Source organism: Bradyrhizobium sp. AZCC 2176 (assembly GCF_036924645.1).
Classification (GTDB): domain Bacteria; phylum Pseudomonadota; class Alphaproteobacteria; order Rhizobiales; family Xanthobacteraceae; genus Bradyrhizobium.
Window position 1 is genome coordinate 63243 of sequence record NZ_JAZHRX010000001.1, and the last position, 24145, is coordinate 87387.

A 24145-nucleotide genomic window follows, 5' to 3' on the forward strand; every position below is an offset into this window, starting at 1 on the left:
GGCGAAAAGATCAGGGCCTCGGTTCCTGAGGGAACCGGGGCCCTTTCTTTTTGTTTAACGCCCTTCGAAAATCCAGAAGTCAGAAAATCTTGAAGCTGCTTTGTCGCGAGCTGCGGCTCAGATATTCGCCGTGGCGAGACCTTCCTCGCCGTGCAGGAAGCCGCGGCAGCCACGCAAGGAGCGCAGCGCGCGATTGAAATCAAGTCCCGTCGAGACCAGCGCGCGCAGCGTGGTGGGATTGCGCGCAACCCCGCGGAGCACCTTGCGGAGGTCGATGTCGCCGTTCGGCTTGATGACGCTCTTGGCCAGCGCCGGCAGCGCCCGGCTAGCCGGATCGGAGATGACCCGCAGCGCCGCGAATGGCAACCCGGCCTCGGCCGCATAGGCTGCGGCAATATGGCTCTCCATATCGACCGCTGCCGCGCCCGTCTCCGAATGCAGCGCGGCCTTGCAGGCGGTCGCCGCAATCACCTGTTCCACCCCGGCCAGGCCGCCGCGGACAACGCGCCGACGCCGCAGCGCCGCTCTAGCGATCAATTCCTCGTTCAGCGCCAGACCTGCCAGAAAACGGGTATCGCCCGCCAGAACCTCGGTCGCCACCACCACGTCGCCCGATTTCAGCGACGGATCGAGCCCGCCGGCGACGCCAAACGAGATGACACCCCTGAAAGTGGTGGAATCGAGCGTTGCCAGCAATGCGCGCAACTGCTGCGGATCGCTGGAACTGCAGATGACGATCATGCCGGGCCCGGCCGCTATGCGGGCCTCCTGCACCAATCCTGTTACGATCAACACCGGCCGTGGATCATTCGAATTGCGATCAACCGAACTGTCCACGATCGCGGCGGCCCCCGCCCCCAAAGTCACATCCCGACCCCTACCACCCTGCTGTTGGTGCTTCTCAAATTCCGATACCGCGCCAGCGCCCAGAGCGGAAAGAACTTCGAGTAGCCATGATACCGCAAATAAAACACCCGCGGAAAGCCCGTAGCCGTGTAACGCGCCTCGTCCCAAAGCCCTTTTTCGGTCTGTGTGGTTTTTAGGTACTCCACGCCCCGGACGACGGCTGGATTCTCGACCTCGCCGGCCGCCATCAGTCCAAGCAAGGACCATGCCGTCTGCGACGAGGTCGACGGGGCGTCCTCGAATCCCTTGTAATCCAGGCGATAGCTGACGGCATCTTCACCCCAGCCGCCATCTTTGTTCTGGATCGAAACCAGCCAATCCACAGCCTTGCGAATCATCGGGTCCTGGTGGTCCACGCCAGCGGCGTTGAGCGCACTCAGCACCGACCAGGTTCCGTAGATGTAGTTGAGGCCCCAGCGGCCGTACCATGACCCTTCCGCGAGCTGGGTGCGGCGCAAATAGGCGATCCCGTCCGCGACCGCCTTGCTGGTTTTCGCGGTCTCGCCGAGCTGCGCCAGCATCGAAATGCAGCGTGCGGTCACGTCCTCGGTCGGCGGATCGAGCAGCGCGCCGTGGTCGGAGAACGGGATGTTGTTGAGGTAATATTCGAGATTGTTGACGTCGAAGGCGGCCCAGCCGCCATCGCGGCTCTGCAGGCCCTCGATCCACTCGCGGCCGCGCGCAATGGCCTGATCGTACTCCTCGCTGCCGGACGCCCGCCGAGCACGGTCCATCGCCATCACCACCACGGCGGTGTCGTCGAGATCGGGATAGTAGTCGTTGTTGTACTGGAACGCCCAGCCGCCCGGGCGGACGTCGGGCGCCTTCGCTGCCCAGTCGCCCTTGAGATCGAGCACCTGCCGCGGCTTCAGCCAGTCGAGGCCCTGCTCCATCTTCTTGATCGTATCTTCGCCGCCCGTCTCCGCCAGCGCGTGGCAGGTCAGCGCGGTGTCCCACACCGGGGAGACGCAGGGCTGGCAATAGGCCTCGTGCTCGCCGATCACGAGCAACTTTTCGATGCCCCTGCGGGTGACCGCACGCGGCGGAAAATCCGGCCCCTTGCCGAGCGCGTCATACATCATGACGATGTTGGCCATCGGCGGATAGATCGCGCCCATGCCGTCTTCGCCGTTGATCCGCTCTTCGATGAACGCAAGCGCCGCATCGATCGCGCGCTGCCGCAGCTTTTTCGGAAATAACGGTTCGACGACGCGCAGGATCTTGTCGAGTGCGCTGAAGAGGGTGAACCAGCCCCAGCTTTGGTGGGGCGCCTTCGGCGTCATTCCGACCGATTTGGGATCCTGCAGGAACAGTTCGTCGATGCCGACGCCCTTGGGATTCTTCGCCAGTGGCTTCAACGCCGCCATCACCATCAACGGCACGATCGTGGTGCGCGCCCAGTAGGAAATCTTGTTGAGGTGGAACGGCGACCACATTGGCAGCAGCATGATCTCGATCGGCAGCACCGGCACCGCGCGCCAGGTCAGCACGCCGTAGAAGGCAAGCAGGAACCGCGTGAAGACGTTGACACGGGCAGCGCCGCCGTGGCTGCGGATCGCCTCGCGCGCGCGCACCATATGCGGGGCGTCAACGGAATCGCCGATCATCTTCAGCGCGAAATAGGATTTGACGCTGGCGCTCATGTCGAACGGGCCGTCCTGCACCAGCGGCCAGCCGCCATGGTTGCCTTGCGCGCGGCGCAGATAGTTCGCGATCTTGGCCTCGAGGGCGGCGTCGACGGGCTCGGCGAGATAATGCCGCAGCAGGATATATTCCGACGGGATGGTGCTGTCGGCTTCCAGCTCGAACACAAAGTGTCCATCGGATTGCCGGTAACCAAGCAACGCTTCGGTCGCCGACGAGATGCTCTTCTCCAGCGCGACGGGGTCGACTGTCGCGACGTCGACTGTCGCGACGGGATCGACTGCAATTTTTTTGTCTACGGAAAGCATAGCGCTAGACATCCCTCTATTCGCGACCGGGTTCTGTGAAGCCGGTCACGCAACGTCCGTTGGGCTTTTAACGCCCCGCCAGGATCAGATCGGCGGCGCGGTCACCCGACCGCACCGATCCCTCGATGGTTGCCGGCAATCCCGTATCAGTCCAGTCACCGGCGAGAAACAGGTTTTTGAACGATGTCACCGGCCCCGGGCGCAGCGCGTTCTGCTCCGGCGTGGCCTCGAACGTCGCGCGGCGCTCGCGCACGATCTGCCAGGGCGGCAACGGCAAATCACCCTGCAGGCTGGCTGCCTTGCAGACATCGCGCCAGATCGCCAGCGCGAGTTCTTCGCGCGGCATGTCGACGAGCCGGTCGCCATTGCTGATGGTGACCGACAGCCGCTGCGGGAATGCGAACAGCCATTCCACGAGGCCACCGACCACGCCGAGGATCGGCACGGCATCGCGGGGCGGATCGAACCGGAAATGCGCGTTGACGATGGCACGGAATTTCGACGGCGTCTTCAGACCCGGCAACAGCCCCGCCGCAGGGCGCGGCGGCACCGCGAGCACCACGACGTCGTCGGGACCGAGCGCTATCGCGTCGCTGCCGAATTTCAGCTCGCCGACAGCGTTGCCTGTCGTCGCGAATTCGCGCAGCTCATGGCCGAGCTGGATCGAGGCTCCCTTGTCCTGCAACAGCTTGATCGCCGGCTCGACCAGAACCGCGCTCAAGCCGTCGCGCGCGATCAGCGGCCGGCAGGCCTGCCCGCCCGCCAGCAGCGTTTCCCGCACGATCGCGCCGGCCAGGCCGGCCGAGCCCTCGGGCGGATCGACATTGAGCGCCGCCAGCAGCAGCGGCTGCACCAGCCGCTGGTACAGCGTGCCTTTGCAGGGGATGGTGTCGCCGACCAGCTTTGCGGTGCCTGCCCAGACCAGCGGCATCAATGCGAGGTAATCGAGCAACTTGGTATCGGGGACGCGGCGCGCTTCGTCGAACACCCATAGCGGCAATTTGCCGTCGCCGAGATCGAGCTGCCAGCGCTGGCCGGTCATGATGTCGACAAAAGGAAACTGCGCAACCTTCGGTCCGACCAGTCCCGCCTCGGTGCCAATCGACCGGGCATAGGCCAGCGCATGGCGGTTGCCGGACAACAGCAAATGGTTGCCGTTGTCGATGGTGAGATTGGTGGCCGCATCGAAATAGGACCGGCAACGGCCGCCGACCTGCTGCGTGGCCTCGTGGACATGCACCCGGTAATTGGCGTTGGCCAGCCGCACGGCGGCCGAGAGGCCGGAAATGCCGGCGCCGACGATATGAGCGTTTTTCTGCATCAGATGATCGCGTAACGGAGAAGGATGGCAATCTTCGCCCATTTGTGGACGCGGACCGGCTCGCGCGGGGCGGCAAAGCCCCGAGCCAGCAGTAGGTCCAGTATCGCGCGGTAATATTTCGACATGATCCGCGGCGCGCGCACCACGCGCCGCGAATTGCGTTTCATGATCTCGTCGGACTTCTCGAAATGTTTCTTGGCCCGCTCGGCCAGCGGCAGGCAGACTTTAGGAAGTGCGCGATCGGCAGTCACCTTCTGCGGATTGTCGCTGGTGATGCCGGCGAGCAGCAGGCCTTCGCGCGGCAGATAGAGGCGGCCGAGGCCGGCGTCTTCGTCGATGTCGCGCAGGATATTGGTCAATTGCAGCGCGCGGCCGAGATGGTGGGCGAGCAGGATGCCGTCTTCCTCCGGCATACCGAACACCCTGACCGACAGACGCCCGACGGCGCTGGCAACACGATCGCAATAGAGATCGAGCGTGGCAAGATCCGGGGCACGAATATCCTGTGGCACGTCCATCTCCATGCCGTCGACGACCGCGAGAAAATCCTCGCGCTTGAGGCCGAAGGTTTTCACCGAGGCGGCGTAATCCTGCACGCGCGGCGGCGGATGACCGTGATATAGCGCATTGATGTCGTCGCGCCATTGCTGCAGCGCGGCCAGCCGCTCGGGCCGCGGCCCGTCGGAATCGGCGATGTCGTCGACCTGCCGGCAGAAGCTGTAGATCTGGAACATTGCCTCGCGCTGCCTGCGCGGCAGGATGCGCATCGCCGCGTAGAACGAACTGCCCGACGCGGTGGTGCCGTAATCTGCGTTGGCCGCTGCCGTCTGTACCGTCATGCGCCGGCCGCCGGTTTTGTCAGGGGACGGCGTCGCGCGGCGCGCCTGATCATTTCGCCAGTGATGGCGCCGATGCTCTGCACGAGCAATTCGGGCTTGCTCAGGTGCACGCGCTCGCTCAGCGGATCGCGCACCTTCAGCATGCCGACGATCTTGTCGGCAAAGGCCTGGATCACGGCGACCTCGAGCCCGAGCCGGAAATCCTTCACCTCGGCGCTGAGCGACCTGCTTTCATTGAGCAGGGTTTCGGTGCGCACCGCGAGCGCATGAAGGCATTGCAGCAGCGCCGGCTGCGACTTCGCCTCGCCCAGCATCTCGACGGTGGCGCCGCTGGCAGCCAGCGCGTCGCGCGGCAGATAAACGCGGTTGAGGTTTTTGTAGTCCTTGGCGCAGTCCTGCAAATGGTTGTTGATCTGCAAGCCCGCGCACAGCGCGTCCGACGCGGCCCAGGTCGAGGTGCTCTCGCCATGGACGTCGAGCATGAAGCGCCCGACCGGCATCGCCGAATAGCGGCAATAGTGGATGACGTCGTCCCAGTTCTCGTAGCGCAGCTTGGTGACATCCATCCGGAACGCGACCAACACGTCGAGCGCGTGGCGCGGCGCCATCGAACGCTCGGCAAAAGCGCGGCGCAGATTGACCGCCTCCGGTTGCGTATCGCCCGTGCCCAGCAGCTCCGCCTCGAGCAGGTCGAGATAGCGCAGCTTCTCGTCAGCGCCGAGGGTTGCGTGGTCGGCGATATCGTCGGCGGTCCTGACGAAATTATAGAATGAGAGGATCAGCGCCCGGTGACGCGGATGAATGATCCATGACGCGACCGGAAAATTCTCGTCGCGGTGGGTCTTTCCGGATCGCAGGTCGCTCGCGCTGGTCATCAGGAACTGGCTACATTCATCGGAATTGACGGCATGCGCTGATGCTCAGCGCACGCGAGGAGATCGCGAGCCCCATATAGGGGAATACGCCGCCAAAACCAATGCTCTATGGGCTGATCAGCTCCACCCGTCGTAGCCGCGATTCCGTCGAAAAATGGGCTTTCCGCGACGGTTAACGGATGTGCGTGCGGCTATTGGCCGTTGTTCTTCAGAACCTGGTCGCAGGCGGCACTGATCTTGGAACGATGCTCCTTGAGGCACGCCAGGATGGTGAAGTCGCCCTGGTCGATGACCGGACGGCAGTGCTTCTGAACGTCGCGGGAACAGGCCTTCTGCTCCTCCGGCGTTCCGCTGCGTTGTTGCTGTTGCTGCTGGGCAAAGGCTCCGGACGAAGCCGAGAGCGACAACAGGGTGAGTGCGAGGAGAAATTTACGCATCGTATTCCTTCATTTCGGCGGCAAGAAATCCTGTTCCTCGATCTGCGCCGGAACGGATTTGTTGGGATGGCAGGCGCGCCGCGTAACGCAGCAACGAACCGATGACAAGCATGGTAAATGCGGACAAATTTACGGCGAGCTTTGCAGCGACCTGAGCACCTTCAATAACCGACTGATATCTAAAGTGTATTTCGGCCACACTTTCCCGACAATTGGATGTTGCAGACAATGCGGTGCAAAGCTAGATGCTGCGCCGACGGAGTCGGTGTGAATGCTTCGAATCCACTCGGCCGAGCGTGCACTTTTTCGTGCCGAGAGCGCCGGAAACCGCACTCTGTCATTTGAACCTAAGATACTGCGGGAACACTAAATCTTCGATGCGGCGAGACGTATCTTGCAAGAGAAGCGTCTATTTTATGGGAAAACTCACGATGAAACTGTTTGGTTCCAGCTTGTTCGGTCAGGCTCTCGCAGCGGCCGGCGTCGGCGCCGCGATCATGTTGTCGGTTACCGCAAGCCATGCCCAGGCGGGAGGCCCGTTCGCCGGTTTTGACGGCAACTGGAGCGGCACCGGCACCGTCGCGCTCTCCAACGGCACCACCGAGAACATCCGCTGCAAGGCCGACTACAAGGTCAACGCCAGCGGGCTCGGCCTGAAGCAGAATCTGCACTGCGCCAGCGACAGCTACAAATTCGACCTGTCGAGCGACGTAACCAGCCAGGGTGACCGCATCTCCGGCAACTGGAGCGAAAAGAGCCGGAATATCTTCGGCAATCTGCAGGGTACCGCGGGCGGCGGCCAGATCGAGGTGTTCGTCGAAGCGTCGGGCTTTGCGGCCAACCTGAACCTGCGCACCACCGGCAACAAGCAGAGCGTGCAGATCGACTCCAAGGGCGAAATCCGCGGCGTCAAGATCACGATGACGAAGACCTGACGCTGCCCTTCGAAACAGCGTGAGAGGCAGCGCTCCGGCGCTGCCTTTTCTATTTTTACGACCAGCTACACTGGATCAGCCAAATTTCCAGCGCCAGCAGGCGTCGCCGCGGTCACGGCGCTCGGCCACTTCGACGCGCATGAAGCGATCATGCGCAAGCGCTGCCCCCACCCACAATTCGTTCCAGGCATCGAACACTTCAGGCGATAGCGCTTCGCGCTCCGCCATCAGGCGCCACGACGTCTGGCGCACGGTCACGCCCGAACCTTCCACCTGCAGTTCCGCATCGTCGTCCTGCCCGCGGGCCAGACGGGCGAAGGCCTTGGCGAAACCCCCAGCGCCCGCGTCCACGCCGCCCAACAGCCGAGCGACCTCGTCGAAGGTATTCATCCCGACAAGCCGCGCCGCGGCGCCGGCGAGATGGCCGCCCTCTTCCGGGCCGAGCACCCTGATCGTCTCCGGCACGATCGAGGTGACGTACTCCATCGCATAATTGCGCAGCACCTTCTGCAGCCGTTCCTCCGGCCAAGTGTTCTCGGGAAGGCGCGGCGCGAGATCGGCCCGGAACGGCGGACAGCGCTCGCCGGGAGAAAACTGCAGCCGCTCCTCGGACGCGAGATCGTGATCCCACTCCTTGTAGTAACCCTCCAGCCCCGGCTGGCCGTCGACGGTCTGCCCCGTGCAGACGAAGCCGAGCCTGGGATTGCCGAGGACTACGCCGTTGTTGGCGTGCCATCCGCGCAGCATCGCCCGCGAGACTTCGGAAGGGATGCCGCAGATCGCGGTGCCGGACCAGATCCAGCGCGGCGGCGGATAGCGCACCCAGGCCTTGGTGTCGCTCTCGTAGACATACTCGACCTTCACGCCGCCGACCTGGTTCGACAGAAAATGATATTGGGCGCACGCCACCGCATGCGGGAGCCGGTCGAGGCCAAGTTTCTTCAATCCGGGAAGAAAGCGCGCCAGTTGCTGCCGCCGAAAGGTGCGAAACACCACCTCGGCCGCGCGCGGCGCGCCGGCCCGCGACGCCAGCATCAGGATCAGCCCGGTGAGATAGGAATGATAGATGTGTTCGACCGCGCGATAGGCGGCAGCGTCCGCCGCAGCGCGAGCAGCTAGTCCCGCTGACGTCATTCCTCAGCCTCTCTTCGGCACGCCGTTGCCCGGCAGACCTCGTTTTCAGTAGCGCTTGTTATTATTCCGCCGGCATTATTCCGCCGGCTTGGCGTGACTGACGCCGCGAATCTTTTCCGACAGGTTGATCAGGAACATCGAGGTCGGACGCAGGATGAAGAGATCCGCGACCAGGGCTGCGATCATCGAGAATGCGCTGAGCCAGCCGAACAGCCGCAGCGACGGCAGGTCGGAGAACACGGTGACGACGAGGCCGCAGGCCAGCACCACGGTGGTCAGGATCAGCGCCGGACCAACCAGCACGGTGGCACGCTCGACCGCCAGCGCCGAGCCGACGCCCGGCTTGCTCTCCAGCCGCAACCGGTTGAGGAAGTGGATGGTGGCGCTCAGCCCCAGGCCGAACGAGACCGTCAGCGCGACCACGCTGGCGAATTGCAGCCCCTCGCCCATTATCCATAGCACCGTGCCCGATGCCACCACCGGGAAGATGCCCGGCAGGATGCAGGAGAACATCACCACGACCGAGCGGAATGCCAGGCCGATGAATATCGCGACCAGCAGGAATTCGATCGTCAGGCCGTGATTGAGCTTCTCGATCATGTTGGCGCTGTTGCGCGCGGCAATCGCCGACAGGCCGGTGACCGCGATCTCGAAGCCGGGATGCTCTGATCGCACCTTGTCGAGCGCCTTGTCGAGCTTGTCGACCACGGGAAGGATTTCGCTGGAATCGAGATCGGGAACGCGTCCCGAAACCACCACGGCATCCTGATCGGCCGAGATAAAGCGACGGACCAGATGCTCCGGAATGACGCTGACATATTCCTTCAGCGTCGCGACATCGGTCGCGCCGGCTTTGTCGGCGAGCCAGCGGCGCAGCGTTTCCAGCGACCAGACATTGCCGACGCCGGCCGACTTCTCAACCATCGCGTGAACGTCGGCGATCGTCTTCAACGTATCCGGCGCGTAGAGCGAGGCGCCCTTGGGGAATTCGATCAGCACGTCGATCGGATTGGCGCCGGTGAGCTTGGCGTCGAGGCGGCCCGAAGCCGCCACCGCCTGCCGCTTGTCCGGCACCTGATCGGCGAGCCGATAGCGCGGCTCCAGCGTGGCGTAGATGAAGCCGAGGCCGGCGACGAGGGTCAACGCGAGCAGGCTGAACAGCCCGGGGCGGCCGACCATGCGCACCGCGATCCAGTAGCAGAAATTGCGCAGCGCCTGCACGCCGGCGTCGGCGCTCTGGAACTTGACCGCGAAGATCTTCTCATTGCGGACGAACAGCACGCCGAACACCGGAACCAGCGAAAGCACGGCGATCAACGCGATGATGGTGGCGGCAAGTCCGGCCTCGCCGAATTTGCGGATCAGCTCGGAATCGGAGAATTGCAGCGCGATGAACGAGATCCCGGCGGTGCCGTGGGTCAGCACGCAGGCCGGGCCCACCACCAGCACGGCGTTCCTGAAGGCGGTGGCCTTGTCCTGGCCTGCGATCAGGCGGTCGCGCGCCGCGAACGTGAGCTGCATCGAGTCCGAGAAGCTGATCACCATGATCAGCGGCGTCATCACGTTCAGGAACATGTTGAGATTGAAACCGGCCCAGCCGAGGCCGCCGAGCGCGAGCAGGATCGCGATGATCGGCGGAAAGGCCGCAACCACCATGAACGATATCTTGCGGAAGAAGATGATCGCGATGATGCAGCCGGCCAGAATGCCGAGAATGTTGTAGGTCAGCCCGTCGCGTTTGACTGCGTTGCGGATCTCGAGCTGCATGACGGGAACGCCGGAGAGCTGGGCGTTGAGACCGCTGCCGGCGAGATCCTCCGCCATGATCTTCCGCATTTCGCCGACCACCTTGCCGAGATCGTTTGAGGAAACGACCTTCGGCTCCAGCGACAATACGATCAGCGCCAGCGTGCCGTCCTCCGACAACAGCTTGCCGCGAATGATCTCGTTGGCTTTGACGGTCTCGACGAACTTGTCGTAGGCAGCACCCTCCGGCAGTTCGGGCGGGAACAGCGCGGCCGGCAGCTTGCCGGGCTCCGGCGCCTGACGCGCCGAAAACAGCGAGACCAGACCGCGCACGCCCTCGACCAGTTGCAGGTCGGTGACCATGTCGCGGATCTTTTCGAGGTTCTCGCGGGCCATCAGCGTCTTGCCTTCGACCACGACCAGCACGTCGAATTCGGTCGCCGGGAAGCGCTTGGTCACGGCCTCGTATTGCTTGTAGTCCTTGGAATCGGAGCGGAACAACTGGCTCAGGGAGTCATCGATCTTGATCCGCTCGATGCCGAACAGCGCCGCCACGATCAGTGCGGCGAGAATGATCATCGACAGGATCGGCGCCTTGACCGCAATCAGCCCCATGCGCTCGAGCCCGAAGGCGATGCTCTTGCCCGGCGGCGGCTCCTCGATGGCTGCGACGTGGACGCGACTTTCGGAGTTCTTGTCGAGCATACCCTGTCCAGTTCTCACGTCGGCCTGTTTGTGCAGCTTGGTTTTTTATGCAGCTTGGTGGCGCGAATGCGGCTTTGAAGGCCCCATCCGATCAGCGCTAGCCATTGAAATCACGCGGTAAATTAACCGGCGCCGTTTTACAGGGCCGAACCCCATCCGGCAAGCGCGCGGGGCGGGGCAAATCGGCGCGCAAATGACGAAAATGCGCGTTAAGTCTCTGATTTGCCACACCCGCCGGCACGCCCCTGGGGCGTTCCGACAGTTAACGCCAACGCCGGTCCGGACGGCGCGGCGCGACCACCTCCGGTCAATTTTTCGGGAAGCGGCTCAGCCAAGGAAATCGCGCGGCAAGTGACACGGCGCTCAGTCCTTTTTCTTCTCCGCAGCCCCGGCGATGAGTGCGGTTCCGCTTTCGTCCTTCAGCGCCACGCCGGTGACCTGGCGCGCGATGCCCTGACGCACCAGCCACGCGATCTTGAAGGCGGCCTCGTCGTAGCTCAGGCCTGCGGCGTGGATGTTGGACACGCAATTGCGCTTGTCGTCGGTGAGGCCGATGCGGGGCGCAAAGGTCAGATACGCGCCGAGGCTGTCGGGCGCCGACAGGCCGGGCCGCTCGCCGATCAGCACCACCACCATTCGCGCGCCGAGCACGGCGCCGATCTCGTCGCCCAGCGCCACCCGCGCGCCCGATGCGACCACGACATGGCCCAACGAGATTCCCGCCTCCGTCAGGCGCGGTGCCAGGTGGCGAACCAGTTCGACCGCGTGAACGTTGACCGCTGCCGGCGACAGCCCGTCGCCGATCACGATCACGATCTCGCTTGCGCTGCCGCTTTGCTTTTCCAGTGCGCGCCGCGAATCCGGATTGAGCATGCGTCCGAGATCGGGACGGCGCAGATAGTCCCGCCGGTTCTGCGCCTGGCTGGAAACCTCGCCGACCTGCAGGCCGAGGCCGGCCAATCCGGCAACCAGATGCTGCGCATCGAAAGCGCTGTGAACGGCATCGCGCGCACGCGCGTGGTCGAGGGTGAAGGCGAGAAGTGCGTCAGTCGGCAGGCTTGCGCCGGAGCGGCCAAGCCCGACGCGCGCCGGCGTCAATTCCCGCAAATCCTCAAGCGAGCGGGACGGCGGCGCCGGCGTTTTCATCGCATGCTACTCGGCAGGAACCGAGGCCTCGCGCAGCCGGATCGAATAATTCGACGCGTTTTGCCGGCCACTGGTGGCGGCGCGCGCAAATTCGATCAGGTGGTGCGCAATCGTCGCCGAGCCAATCAGCCCCTCGATATCGCCGCGACGTAGGCGCCCCAGCGCAAATTTCCAGAACACTTTTCTGTAGTCGCCGAGCACGCCGACCTTCCAGAAGATGTTCCGGAGCATGATCAGGGCGCGCTTGATGTTGGCCCAGCTCTTCTGCTCGGGCGCGACCGGCACCTTGATCCGCTGCGCATAGGTGTAGTCGCACTGATACTGGTAGCGCGCGTACAGCTTCTCCGGCTGGTAGGCAACTTCCATGCATTTGCGCCAGGAATCGACCACCTGATCATAGGGCAGCAGGAACTCGACGTTGGAATCGCGGCTGTCGTCATGATTGAGCCGGCCTTCGCGCTCCAGCCGGTCCCACAGCGGCGTCTTCGGCAGCGCCTGCAACAGATTGATCGTCAGCAGCGGAATTCGGGATTCATCGACAAAGTGGAGCAGCGCGTCGGCAGTCCCCGGCTTGTCGGTATCAAGCCCCATGATAATGCCGGAGACAACCTCCATGCCGTAGGAGTTGATGGTGTGGATGCCTTCCTGGATCGGGACCATCATGTTGTGGTCCTTGTGCATCGCCTTCAGCGCATCGGGATCTGGCGTCTCGATACCGCAGAAGACGGTAACGAACATCGCCTCGCGCATCAACGAGAGGATTTCAGGCCGCTTCGCGATGTTGAGCGTTGCCTCGCAGGCGAGCCGCGTGACGTAGCCGGTTCGCTTCTGCCATTCGACGAGGTGCGGCAGCAGATCCAGCGCCGCTTTCCGGTTGCCGATGAAATTGTCGTCGACGAAATAGATCGTGTCGGTCATGCCGCATTCGCGCAGCCTGTCCAGTTCGGCGATGATCTGCTGAGGGGTCTTCAGCCGCGGATTGCGGCCATACAGACCCGGGATATCGCAGAACTCGCACTGGTAGGGGCAACCGCTCGAATACTGGATGCTGCCGAGCAGATATTTCTTCACTTCCGCCAGCTCGTAGGCCGGAATCGGAAACTCGCTCATGGCGATCCGGTCGTTGGTTGTCAGCACCACCTGCTGCTCGGGGCGCGACGGATCACGCGCCAGCCGCGCGATCAGCTCATTGGTGGCGTCGCCGAGCTCGCCGACATGCAGATAGTCGAACGAGGGATAGTAATCCGGGCAAGCGCTCACCGACGGTCCGCCGATCGCCACCGCCAGATCGAAGGCATGCGCGCGGCGGCAGATGTCGTTCATCTGCTGGCGCTGGATGTGCATGCCGCTGACGAACACCGCTTCCGCCCATTCGAAATCTTCTTTTGTAGCGGGGCGGATGTTCTCGTCGACGAAACGGACCGGCCAGTTTTCCGGAAGATAGGCCGCGATCAGCAACAGGCCCTGGGGCGGCATGAAGGCCTGGACGCCGGCGGTCAGGGGATAGGCGTATTCGAATGTACCAAAAGAGGAGGTATAGCGCGGGAAGACGCACAGGATACGCCGTACCGTTCCGATGCCTTCAGCTCTCATCAAATTTCCTCAAGGCTTCCATGAATTTAAGCACGACATTGAAAACTGGGCCAGAAATTCTTCAACATTGTGACAGCAATTCTAACTCTTTGCGGGTTCAATTGGTTGCAAGAAAATCTGCGGGTCGCGGGCCGCGGCGCTGCAGGCCGGCGTTCAGGCGATCAGCCGCGCGGCAAATTCGGGCAGCGGAGCCGCATTGCCCGCAAGCCGGAAATCGCCATCCGCGAGGCCTGAGCGAACCAGCCAATCGTCGAACTCCGGCGCCCGCTTCAATCCGAACAGGTCGCGGATATACAGCGCGTCGTGGAACGAGGTCGACTGATAATTCAGCATGACGTCGTCGGCGCCCGGCACGCCCATGATGAAGGTGACGCCGGCGGCGGCCAACAGCGTCAAGAGATTATCCATGTCGTCCTGGTCGGCTTCGGCATGGTTGGTGTAGCAGACGTCGACGCCGAGCGGCAGGCCGAGCAGCTTGCCGCAGAAATGATCCTCGAGGCCGGCGCGGATGATTTCCTTGCCATCATACAGATATTCCGGACCGATGAAGCCGACCACGCTGTTGACAAGCAGCGGATCGAAGGCGCGCGCCACCGCATAGGCTCGCGCTTCGAGAGTCTGCTGGTCGACATTGTGATGGGCGTTGGCCGACAGCGCCGAGCCCTGCCCGGTCTCGAAATACATCACATTGTCGCCGACCGTGCCGCGGCGAAGCGACAGCCCGGCCTCCCGCGCCTCGCGCAACAGCGCGAGATCGACGCCAAAGCTGCGGTTGGCGGCCTGCGTTCCCGCGATCGACTGGAATACCAGATCGACCGGGGCGCCCTGCCCGATCAATCCGAGCGTCGTGGTGACGTGGGTGAGCACGCAGCCCTGTGTCGGGATCTGCAACCGCGAGATGATGCCGTCGAGCAACCGCAGCAGCTCTCCGATCACAGCCGGATCGTCGCTGGCCGGATTGATGCCGATGCAGGCGTCGCCCGATCCGAGCAGAATGCCATCGAGGATCGAGGCGGTGATGCCTTTTGCGTCGTCAAAAGGATGATTGGGCTGCAGCCGCACGCTCATCCGCCCCTTCAGGCCGATGGTGTTGCGGAACGCCGACGTCACGGCGCACTTCTTCGCGACCAGGATCAGATCCTGGTTGCGCATCAGCTTGCAGACTCCGGCGGCCATTTCCGGCGTGATCCCGCGCGAAACGCCGCTAAGCGTTTCGCTGGTTGCGGCATCGGACAACAGCCAGTCGCGGAAGCCGCCGACGGTCAGCGAAGAGATCAGCGCAAAAGCCTGCGCCGCATGGGTATCGAGGATCAGCCGGGTGACCTCGTCGTCCTCGTAGGGGATCACGGCCTCGTTGAGGAATTGCTTGAGCGGCACGTCGGCGAGCGCCATCCGCGCCGCGATCATCGCTTCCGCGCTTTCGGCAGCAATGCCGGCAAGCCGGTCGCCGGACCGCGGCGGCGTCGCCTTGGCGAGCAGCTCGCGCAAATCGGCGAATACGTAGGAGGTGGCACCGATGATCTGGCGATAGACCATGCTGACTTTCCTCGAGCCTGTACCTGCCTGCTCAGTTGCCGCACTATCCTATCATCATGCGCGCGACCGTGCGGAAGAGGATTTTTTCGAGGGCGGCGTGGCCGCTCCAGCCGACCCGCCTCCAGCTAGTTCAGCGTCGTGTAGTAGCGAGCGAAAAAGCTTAGCTCATAAGCGAACGCGGCGAATACGAACAGCGCATGGAACCTGAGATTACGTGTTGTCGCGGCCACCGCGCACAACAATATGAATACGCCGATCCGGGGCAGATATTCCGGTCCCAGCGATTGCAGATGGCCATCGCCCTTTATCAGAGTATCGACCACATCGAACGCTTCTGTCAGGGCCACAAAGCCGAAGAACCAGCGGCGGCGCGAGAGAAAGTAGTCCTGAAAACCCTTATATTCCTCGAGGTCCTGAGGAAAAAGCAGGGCGCTCAGGAAATAGTACATCGACGCGTAAACGCAGACGAAGATGTACAGCGCAAACGTCCAGTGCTGGACGAAGCTCAGACGAAACTCCCACCACCAGAACGTGACCACGTTCAGAAGCGCCCAGGCAACCCAGCCCAGATGAACAGACCAGATCGGGGAACGGCCGGGATGCTGGATCAATCCCGCGACACCGCTGATCAACCGCGTGACGCTGAGCCCGAGGATGATGGCGATCAGTACGCGGATGTGAAGATAGAGATCGACGTTGGCCGGCAAGGCAGCACTTTGAACCATTAAGTCCCCGTTCTCACGCACAATCAAAGCAGCGCGGCGCCTTTCAACAGGCGTCACGTGGTGGATCGAGCGATGGCTCAGGGGTTGCGCGCTTGCCGCCCCGACAAGACGTGTTCGACCAATTTCCGTCGCCGCCGCTCGCTGTCTAGCTTGATTCGTGCGACAAGTGTTTGCCGATGCGGACCGCCCTCAGGAGCGCCAGGCGATCGCGGGATTCGGGCGCCCGACCGCGAAAATGGCCACCTCCAATTGCACAGGCTCACCAAGGCCCGCTCCAGTCGCGCGGAATTGCCAAATTTTCCAGTCAACGGCGCGAGCGATTCGATCGTAACTTGTTGCAATAACGTTGTAATTTCCATTGGTTGCAGATTTTACAGTTTCTCGGATTAAGAAATTATCCATCTAGATTCCGCACAAATGCGGGATGGCCAACGGTGCCCGCTCGCCCTCATTCTGGAGTGCCGATATGGCTCAAATTGCAAAATCCCCTAGCTCAATTTCTGGTGGCGTCATGGCATCCCGGTTTTCGCTCGCAGCCAAATTGTACTCCATCTTCGCGCTGTTCGCGGTGCTCGTCGCCGCCATCACCGCCTTGTCCGATTACAACACCCGCCAGAATGCCGAACTCACCGAAGCGGTCTCGACCGCCAGCCGCGCCGCGCTCAATGTCGAGCGCGTCAATTCGCTGGTCTATGCGGTCGTGATGGAATCCCGCGGCGTCTACATGTCGACGGATCCGAAGGTGGTGAAGAAATACGGTGACGGGCTGCTCAAGTTCAACGAGCGCATTCTCGAGGTCGTCAAGAACTGGCAGGCGCTGGTCCAGGCCGACGACGCCCAGCAGTTCGCCACTTTCAAGCAGCGCATCGAACAGTTCGTCGACTTTCGCAAGGAGCTGGTCCGCCGCGGCGTCGAGATCAACGCCGCTGCGGGGCGCGAATGGGGCGACAACGACGCCAACCGTGAAGTGCGCACCGCGCTGAACAAGGACCTCGAGGCGCTTTCCAAGGTCTACGCCGAACGCAGCAAGAAGCTGGCACAGCAGACCGACACCAACCACACCATGGCCTTTGTGCTGACCTGCCTCGGCGTCATGGCGCTGGCAGTGGTCGTCATCGGCGTGCTGATCATCGCCCGCTCGATCGCGCGGCCGCTTTCGGTCATCACCGCAACCATCAAGAAGGTCGCCGACGGCGCCGAAGGCGTCGAGGTTCCGCATACCGGCCGCGCCGACGAAATCGGCGCGCTCGCCCGTGCCATCAATATCTTCCAGGAGGCGATGGACCGCAACCGCAACCTCAATTCACAGGTATTGGAAGATTCGAAAGCGCGCGACGAGCGCACCCGCCACATCGAAGCCTCGGTCGACGCTTTCCGCGAAGCGATCGGCGGCGTGCTGCGCGCCGTCACCGACAATGCGACCTCGATGCGCGGCACCGCCCAGACCATCGCGAGCGTTTCATCTGACGCCAGCGGACGCGCGGTGGCTGCTTCCAGCGCGACGGAGCAGGCGTCCAGCAACGTTTCCGCCGTCGCCAGCGCCGCTGAAGAACTCTCCGCTTCGGTCGAGGAAATCGGCCGCCAGGTGCGCCAATCGGCCAGCGCCGTCGAGCAGGCGGGCCATCGCACCGAGAAATCGGTCGCCGAAATCGAGGGGCTTGCGGCTGCGACCCAGCGCATCGACGGCGTCCTCAACCTGATCCAGGCGATCGCCGAGCAGACCAATCTTCTCGCGCTCAACGCGACCATCGAAGCCGCGCGCGCCGGCGATGCCGGCCGCGGCTTCGCCGTAGTCGCCCACGAGGTCAAGGCGCTGGCCGAGCAGACCGCGAAGGCGACCGCCGAAATCGGCCAGAACGTCGGCTTGATCCAGACGTCGACCAAAACCTCCGTCGAAGCGGTTCGCGAGATCGGCAACGCGGTGCGCGACATCAACGAGGTGACTTCCATCATTGCCAGCGCGATCGAGCAGCAGGATGCGGCGACCCGCGAGATATCGTCGAATGCGCAACTGGCGGCGCAGGGCAACGGAACGCTCGTCGTCAATATCGGCTCGCTCAGTGACGCGATCGGCACGACGAGCACGGCAGCAGCCTCCGTCCTCACCGCATCCAGCGAACTGACGGCGACGGCCGAGACGCTGTCACGTGAGGTCGAGAAATTCTTCCGCAACCTGCGCGCGGATTCCTCCGAGCAGCCGCGCAAGACCGGGACGTAAGCGAACAACATCTCCCGGTTCGCGCCAGATCGGCACTGAATCCGCCGACACGCCCTCACGCCATGGGATTGTTCGGCAAGAACGGCCTGATGGCAGTCGATAAAGCGTGAGTCATATCTCATGATTTGACGCGCCGGTTTGGGAGCTTGAATTTTGCCCATCTCGCCTTTCGCAACGTCGAATTGGCAGGTCGCCCCGACAGGAGGCAATACGGCAGAAATTCCAATATCGATTTTGGGCGAACCGCCTAGGCCGACCGGACGGTGGCGAGGAACTTGCCGACCTCGGCCTTGAGGCGCTTGTTTTCGCTGGAGAGCAATTGCGCGGAGGCCAGCACCTGTGACGACGCCGTGCCGATTTCGCCGGCGCCACGGTTGACGTCGGCGATGCTGGTCGCGACCTGGGTGGAGCCCACCGCCGCCTGCTGCACGTTGCGGGCGATTTCCTGGGTCGCCGCGCCCTGCTCTTCGACGGCAGCCGCAATCGCTGCCGCGATTTCGGAAACCCTGCCGATGGTGCCGCTGATCTCCTTGATGGCCAGCACTGAATCCTGTGTCGCGGCCTGCATCTCGGCAATCTGGCTGGAAATCTCGCTGGTCGCCCTGGCGGTCTGCGTGGCGAGCGCCTTGACCTCCTGGGCGACCACCGCAAAGCCGCGACCGGCGTCGCCGGCACGCGCCGCCTCGATGGTCGCATTGAGCGCGAGCAAATTGGTCTGCTCGGCAATCGTGGTGATCAATTTGGTAACGTCGCCGATGCGGTTCGCCGCATCGGACAATTCGGCGATCCGGACGTCGGTCTTTTGCGCCTGAACCACCGCCTCGTTGGCGATCCTGTTGGAGTTCGCGACTTGCCTGCCGATTTCATTGACGGAGCTGGCCATTTCCTCCGTGGCTGACGCCACCGACTGCACGTTGGTGGAGGTTTCCTCCGAAGCCGCGGCGACGACGGTAGAGAGCTGCTGGGTGTCCGCGCTGCTGTTGGTCAGAAAGGCGGCGGAATTTTCCAGCTCAGCCGATGCCGAGCCGACGTTTTCGACGATATTGCCGACGGCGACCTCGAAGCTCTCGGCCAGATTGTGCAGCTCGGCGCGGCGGGCGGCTGCCAGCTCGCGGAGCTTCTCTTCGCGCTCCGCCGTCTCGCGTTCGGCCTTGGCGATCGCCTGCACCTTGAATTCCTGGATCGCATGGGCCATCTGGCCGACTTCGTCGCGGCGCTCGAGGCCGGGCAACTGGACCTCGAAATGCCCGGCGGCGAGTTCGCGCATCGCACCCGACATCGCCACGACGGGGCGGGATATGCTGCGGCCGATCAGAAACGAAACGAGGATACCGGCAATTGCGACCACCAGAAGGGCCGCCATCAGCGTCATCTGCTGCTGCTCGAGCTTGATTCCGGCACGGGCAATCTCGCGATCCTTGCTCTCGCTGCTATGCGTGATCAGGTCGTCGGCCAGCTTTTCGATGACGGCAAAGTTGCGTTCCGCGCCCTTGATGAAGATCAGCGCCGAACCGGCGTCGCCGTCGGCCATCTCGATCGCGTTTTTCGATTGCTTGAGATAGCCTGCGACTGCGGCTTTCAGCTTGTCGAAAATCTCCGCGCCGACCCCATCCTTGATGCCTTCGACGGCTTTCAGCGCGTCGGAAATCTTGCTCGCCGCTACGGAAGCTTCCTTGGCGACCGCTGCAATTTTCTTCTCGTCCTTTTCATTGGCTGCGGTGGCAGCAAGACGATAGAGCTTGGCGTGCGCCGTCCACACCGTGGTGGTGAGATCATTGGCCAGTTCCGATTGCCGGACCGGTCCGGATACCAGCGCGTCGACGGCGGCCTGATTCGACCGCAACGTCTGCAACGCATAAGCGCCGAGCCCGATCAGGACGACGATCAGGAAAGCCGGCGCGAGCTGGACTTTCCAAGAAAGACCAATGTGCCTGATCCAGCCGAGCATATCACCCCTTCGGTGCGGCGATCGCCGCACGACAACGCAAGACGCTTGATCGGCGTCAGAGCTTGTAAACGCCCGCGCAGACCGCCGTGTTGTCCAGCTTCTCGCAGTACATTTCCTTCGGCTCGACCTTCTTGCTGACCGGATTGACAAACTTGTAGTCCTGCCAGAACGAGGCCTGCTTGCCAGCGAGTTCGACGCGCTCCTTGACGTAGAGCTTGCCGTCGACGTCCTGTGCATCGATCAGGTCCTTGCCGACGAACTTTTCATTGGAGCCGTGCGCCAGCACTTTGCCGTCGAGCTGGTAGACCACGACATAGAGGTCGCGGTCGTGGAACTTGCTCGCCTTGTTGGTGATCTCGGGATACGCCTTTTCGGCCCCCTGATCCTTGATGAAGGCAACGGCCTGCTTGACCATGGCGACCGCTTCATCCTTGTTTGCGCCGCCGTTCGCGCTGGCGGCGCCGCCGAAAACGAGCATGGCTGCCACGGCGGAAACGAAAGGCTTTGTTGACCAATTGTTCACGATTGTCTCCCGGCTAGGTGGAAATCGATTGCAAGCGCAGTCCCGCTGCACGTCATGATGGCAACAAAGAGCAAACCGTCCGTTAAAATGCCTATCCGTAAGGCAGCGGGGATCGATGCGACTTAAGCCGCATATGAGATCCGGCGCCTGATCAGGGGATAGCGGTCCGGAAGAGGCGCCAGCCGCCTCACTCCACCAGCAGCACGTCCACGGCGACGGTGAGTTTCTGCTTGCGCGATCCGACGATGATGCCGTCGACCGGGGAGACGTCGGAGAAGTCCCTGCCCACCGCCAGGATGATGTGGTCGTTCTCGACCAGAAGGTCGTTGGTCGGATCGAGCCCGATCCAGCCAAGCTCGGCGCCGCACCACACCGAAACCCAGGCGTGGCTGGCGTCGGCGCCCTGCAGGCGCGGCTGGCCGGCGGGCGGAATGGTGCGCAGATAACCGCTAACATAGGCCGCCGGCAGGCCAAGCCCGCGCAGGCCCGCAATCATCACATGGGCAAAGTCCTGGCAGACGCCATGACGCTTTTCGAATACTTCCCTGAGCGGCGTCGAAATCACGGTGGCCTTGGGGTCGTACCTGAAATCACGGCGGATCCGGTACATCAAATCGGCGGCGCCCGAGAGGATGCCGCCGCCCGGCGGAAAGCTTGGCGCAGCATAGGCAGTCAGCGGTGCCAGCACCGGCACCAGCGAACTCGCAAAGACGTAGCCGACCGGCGAAGCGGGGCCGAGGCTGGTGGCTTCAAAAGCCACGTCGCGAATATCTTCCCATGACGGGCTCGGCGCAGTGCGCGCCGGCGCCTGGCGCGACACCGAAACCCGAGCGCGGGAATCGATCCGCAAATTGCGATGTGCAGCCTCGATCAGCACGCTCTCGGTATGGGTTCCGTAAAAATCGCGCCGCACCGTGCGTTCGGCCGGCCGCGGCCGGATCTCGACCGTGTGCGAGATCAATTGCTGTCCGTCGCCGCTCCGCGGCTCCAGCCGCAGCGAGCACCGCGCAAAACTCACCGGGCTTTCGTAAGCGTAGGTCGTGACGTGACGGATGTCGTAGATCACGCGAGGCCCGTGAGCTTCTCCGGCCGGCTCGCATTGGGCCCGTGCGGGAAGTAATGCAGGCCGATGGCGTCGGCGAGATTGAGCAGATCCTGCTCCAGCGCGAACAGGGTTTTCACATCCAGCGCGGCGGCCTCCGCCGTTGTCAGCGTCGCCTGCAATGCCACCGCCAGCCGCTGCGGCCGCTCGATCAAACCGTGCTCCTTCAGGCTTGGCAGTGCGGCGATGTGATCATTCAGCGCGGCCACCTGAAACGCCACCGAGCGCGGGTTATACGGATCGAGCACCGCGAGATCGCGCACCGGCGCCAAGGCCGGGCCGACCAGATAGCGCGAACGATAGGTGATCTGACAATCCACCAGCGTCAGCAGAACGTCGAGATCATCATCGCCCGCTTCGTCATAGGCGAACTGCCGCGCAAATCGCACGGTGTTGATGGCGCGCTCGGCGCGGCGGCCTATGTCGAGGAAGCGCCAGCCGGCGGCCCGGTTCATATTCTCCTGCGCCAGGCCGGCAAGACCAGCCAGTTCCTGCAGCGTCAATTCGGCGGCGCTGACGATGCTGTCGTCGTCGTCGACCTGCAAAGCCAGGCGGTCCACCATCTCGGTGATGATCTGCCAGGCGTCGGGCGAAAGCCGCTCGCGCAAGGAGCTCGCGGTCCGCTGCACTGATCGCACCAACGAAAGCGCCGAGCCGAACTTCTCCGCGCTTTGCAGCGCTTCGGCGATCACCCGCGCGGGGTTCGTCCGCGTCGCATGCGAGGTGGCGCCCCATGTCACGAGAATTCGCTGGATGCGCTCGACCGAATGCAGCGCGGTGGAAGGCCCCCTGTCCGGATCGCGCGTCGACGTTCCGAGCACACGGATCAGACGCAGCGTCGCCTCGGCGCGTTCGAGATAGCGGCCGAGCCAAAACAGGTTATCCGCAGCACGGCTGGGCACGACGCCCGCGATCCGCCTGATCCGCACGGTGTCAGCCCCGGGCAGCAGCGTCGAAGCCGATACCGCCTTGTCCGACACCACCCAGACATCCGCCGATCGCGCCCCGTCGCCCATCGATACCGCCCGGGCATCCGCCTGTTCGGCGATCCGGCAAAAGCCGCCGGGCAGGATGATCCAGCCCTGGGGCGTTGCTGCGGCAAACACGCGGAGTACGAATGGGCGCGGCGTGATCCGGCCCTGCTCCCACACCGGCGTCGTCGATAGCCGCACCAGCTCCTGTCCGACATAATCGATGCCGCGATCAGTAATCGCCCGCCGGAGCTGGTCGCGTTCGGCGGGCGCCAGTTCACCGGCGAGCACGGGGCCGTGGCTGGAAAAGCCCGGAACAGCGCGGCCATAGGCGCCCTCGATCGCAAAATCCTCCAGCCGCGACAACACTTCTTCGCGCGCCGATTTCTGGCCGCACCACCAGGTCGCGATGTGCGGCATGATCAGATTCTCGCCGAGCAGACGTCGGCACAGGCTCGGCAGGAAGCCAAGCAGCGCCCGCGCCTCCAATATGCCGGAGCCCGGCATGTTGGCGACGACGACGCCGCCCTTGCGCAGCACGTCGATCAGACCGGGCACGCCGAGATGCGACGACGCATCGAGCTCCAGCGGATCGAGGAAGTTGGAATCGACCCGGCGCAGCAGCACATCGAGCCGCTTCAAGCCTGCGACGGTGCGAATATGAATCCGATCGCCGCTGACGGCGAGGTCGTCGCCCTCGACCAGCAGGAAGCCGAGATAGCGCGCCAGCGTCGCATGCTCGAAATAGGTTTCGCTGAACGCGCCCGGCGTCAGCAATCCGATCCGCGGCTCGTCGCGGTCGGCACTGGCGCGAAGTGCATCGCGGAACGCCTCAAAGAACGGCGCCACACGCTCGACGTTCATGGACTTGTAGAGGCTGGAAAAGGCGCGGGACAGCACCAGCCGATTTTCCAGCGCGTAGCCGGCACCTGACGGCGCCTGGGTGCGGTCGTTCAACACCCACCAGCGACCGTCGGGACCGCGGCCGACATCGGCGGCATAGAAATGCAAATAGCGGTTGCCCGGCGGTTTGACGCCGCACACCGCACGCAGATATTCGTTGCTGCCGGCGATCGCGGCCGCGGGTACCGCGCCATCGGTGACCAGCCGGCCCTCGCCGTAGAGATCGCGCAGCACCATTTCGAACAATTGGGCGCGTTGCGCGATGCCGGTGGTCAGTTGCTGCCAATCGGCCTCGTCGATGATGAGCGGCAGATGGCTGAGCGGCCACAGCCGGTCGGCGGTCTCGCCAGGCGCGCGATAGGTGACGCCGGCCTCGCGCAGATGGCGGTCGGCGGACGCGAAACGCCGCTCGATATCAACAGGCGAAAGTGCGGCAAAGGCATCGAAGAACCGGCTCCACGCCGCGCGCGGCGCGCCGTCCGGTCCGATATATTCGTCGGGGATTCCGGGCAGCCGCGCATAGTCGCGCGTCCATTGCGCCATCCGGCGCTGGCCCGGGCGGGCCTTGCTTTCCTGACTGTTGCCTTGACTGCTGCCTTGGCCTGCCATTCCGATTCCCCGAGAGCGTCG

At 63.4% G+C, this 24145-nt stretch carries 20 protein-coding genes; 2 read left to right on the forward strand and 18 right to left on the reverse strand.

Translation table 11 applies throughout. The features are described from left to right. Window positions 1-117 precede the first annotated feature (117 nt). The 7 genes from V1288_RS00285 to V1288_RS00315 all read right to left on the reverse strand — a co-directional run bounded on the left by V1288_RS00285 (window position 118) and on the right by V1288_RS00315 (window position 6529). Window positions 118-867: a phosphorylase gene (locus tag V1288_RS00285; protein ID WP_442893895.1), complete on the reverse strand. Its 750-nt coding sequence runs from the start codon at window positions 865-867 to the stop codon at window positions 118-120. After that, window positions 864-2858 (reverse strand): squalene--hopene cyclase, encoded by a 1995-nt coding sequence (gene shc / locus V1288_RS00290; protein ID WP_334355173.1) that lies wholly within the window; start codon window positions 2856-2858, stop codon window positions 864-866. Before shc ends, V1288_RS00285 begins: the two co-directional genes overlap by 4 nt. Before the next feature lie 67 nt (window positions 2859-2925). Then, window positions 2926-4179, reverse strand: a complete 1254-nt coding sequence (gene hpnE, locus V1288_RS00295; protein WP_334355174.1) for a hydroxysqualene dehydroxylase HpnE — start codon at window positions 4177-4179, stop codon at window positions 2926-2928. Next, window positions 4179-5018, reverse strand: coding sequence for a presqualene diphosphate synthase HpnD (hpnD, locus tag V1288_RS00300; protein ID WP_334355175.1), 840 nt, complete (start codon window positions 5016-5018; stop codon window positions 4179-4181). The genes hpnE and hpnD overlap by 1 nt, the downstream gene beginning before the upstream one ends. After that, on the reverse strand, window positions 5015-5893 hold the full coding sequence (gene hpnC / locus V1288_RS00305; protein ID WP_334355176.1) for a squalene synthase HpnC: 879 nt from the start codon (window positions 5891-5893) through the stop codon (window positions 5015-5017). Before hpnC ends, hpnD begins: the two co-directional genes overlap by 4 nt. A gap of 191 nt (window positions 5894-6084) precedes the next feature. After that, window positions 6085-6330, reverse strand: coding sequence for a hypothetical protein (locus V1288_RS00310; protein WP_334355177.1), 246 nt, complete (start codon window positions 6328-6330; stop codon window positions 6085-6087). Continuing rightward, window positions 6323-6529, reverse strand: coding sequence for a hypothetical protein (locus V1288_RS00315; RefSeq protein WP_334355178.1), 207 nt, complete (start codon window positions 6527-6529; stop codon window positions 6323-6325). Before V1288_RS00315 ends, V1288_RS00310 begins: the two co-directional genes overlap by 8 nt. A 232-nt stretch (window positions 6530-6761) precedes the next feature. On the opposite strand from V1288_RS00315, the gene V1288_RS00320 reads away from it, so the two are divergent. Next, window positions 6762-7265, forward strand: a complete 504-nt coding sequence (locus V1288_RS00320) for a hypothetical protein (RefSeq protein WP_334355179.1) — start codon at window positions 6762-6764, stop codon at window positions 7263-7265. A 75-nt stretch (window positions 7266-7340) separates the two neighbouring features. Here the strand turns inward: V1288_RS00320 and V1288_RS00325 are convergent, their stop codons facing one another. The 7 genes from V1288_RS00325 to V1288_RS00355 form a co-directional block, all read right to left on the reverse strand. Beyond that, window positions 7341-8399, reverse strand: coding sequence for a hypothetical protein (locus tag V1288_RS00325; RefSeq protein WP_334355180.1), 1059 nt, complete (start codon window positions 8397-8399; stop codon window positions 7341-7343). A 75-nt stretch (window positions 8400-8474) separates the two neighbouring features. Continuing rightward, window positions 8475-10850: an efflux RND transporter permease subunit gene (locus tag V1288_RS00330; RefSeq protein WP_334355181.1), complete on the reverse strand. Its 2376-nt coding sequence runs from the start codon at window positions 10848-10850 to the stop codon at window positions 8475-8477. A 363-nt stretch (window positions 10851-11213) separates the two neighbouring features. Further along, window positions 11214-11996 (reverse strand): ethanolamine ammonia-lyase subunit EutC, encoded by a 783-nt coding sequence (gene eutC, locus V1288_RS00335; RefSeq protein ID WP_334355182.1) that lies wholly within the window; start codon window positions 11994-11996, stop codon window positions 11214-11216. 6 nt (window positions 11997-12002) lie between these two features. Beyond that, window positions 12003-13589, reverse strand: coding sequence for a B12-binding domain-containing radical SAM protein (locus V1288_RS00340; RefSeq protein ID WP_334355183.1), 1587 nt, complete (start codon window positions 13587-13589; stop codon window positions 12003-12005). 153 nt (window positions 13590-13742) lie between these two features. After that, a complete protein-coding gene (locus V1288_RS00345; protein ID WP_334355184.1) occupies window positions 13743-15125 on the reverse strand; it encodes an ethanolamine ammonia-lyase subunit EutB in 1383 nt (460 codons plus the stop codon). Window positions 15126-15250: 125 nt separating this feature from the next. After that, window positions 15251-15907, reverse strand: coding sequence for a hypothetical protein (locus V1288_RS00350; RefSeq protein WP_334355185.1), 657 nt, complete (start codon window positions 15905-15907; stop codon window positions 15251-15253). A 132-nt stretch (window positions 15908-16039) separates the two neighbouring features. Beyond that, the gene (locus tag V1288_RS00355) at window positions 16040-16252 is read right to left on the reverse strand and encodes a hypothetical protein (RefSeq protein WP_334355186.1); all 213 of its coding nucleotides are present in this window, start codon (window positions 16250-16252) and stop codon (window positions 16040-16042) included. A 109-nt stretch (window positions 16253-16361) separates the two neighbouring features. On the opposite strand from V1288_RS00355, the gene V1288_RS00360 reads away from it, so the two are divergent. Then, complete coding sequence (locus V1288_RS00360; protein WP_334355187.1) at window positions 16362-18068, forward strand: methyl-accepting chemotaxis protein; 1707 nt, start codon at window positions 16362-16364, stop codon at window positions 18066-18068. A 247-nt stretch (window positions 18069-18315) separates the two neighbouring features. On the opposite strand, the gene V1288_RS00365 is transcribed toward V1288_RS00360, so the two are convergent. The 4 genes from V1288_RS00365 to V1288_RS00380 form a co-directional block, all read right to left on the reverse strand. Next, a complete protein-coding gene (locus V1288_RS00365) occupies window positions 18316-20016 on the reverse strand; it encodes a methyl-accepting chemotaxis protein (RefSeq protein WP_334355188.1) in 1701 nt (566 codons plus the stop codon). A gap of 55 nt (window positions 20017-20071) precedes the next feature. After that, window positions 20072-20494 (reverse strand): cache domain-containing protein, encoded by a 423-nt coding sequence (locus tag V1288_RS00370; protein WP_334361153.1) that lies wholly within the window; start codon window positions 20492-20494, stop codon window positions 20072-20074. A gap of 232 nt (window positions 20495-20726) precedes the next feature. Then, window positions 20727-21605: a transglutaminase family protein gene (locus V1288_RS00375; RefSeq protein ID WP_334355189.1), complete on the reverse strand. Its 879-nt coding sequence runs from the start codon at window positions 21603-21605 to the stop codon at window positions 20727-20729. Next, window positions 21602-24124 (reverse strand): circularly permuted type 2 ATP-grasp protein, encoded by a 2523-nt coding sequence (locus V1288_RS00380; RefSeq protein ID WP_334355190.1) that lies wholly within the window; start codon window positions 24122-24124, stop codon window positions 21602-21604. The genes V1288_RS00375 and V1288_RS00380 overlap by 4 nt, the downstream gene beginning before the upstream one ends. Window positions 24125-24145: the final 21 nt, after the last annotated feature.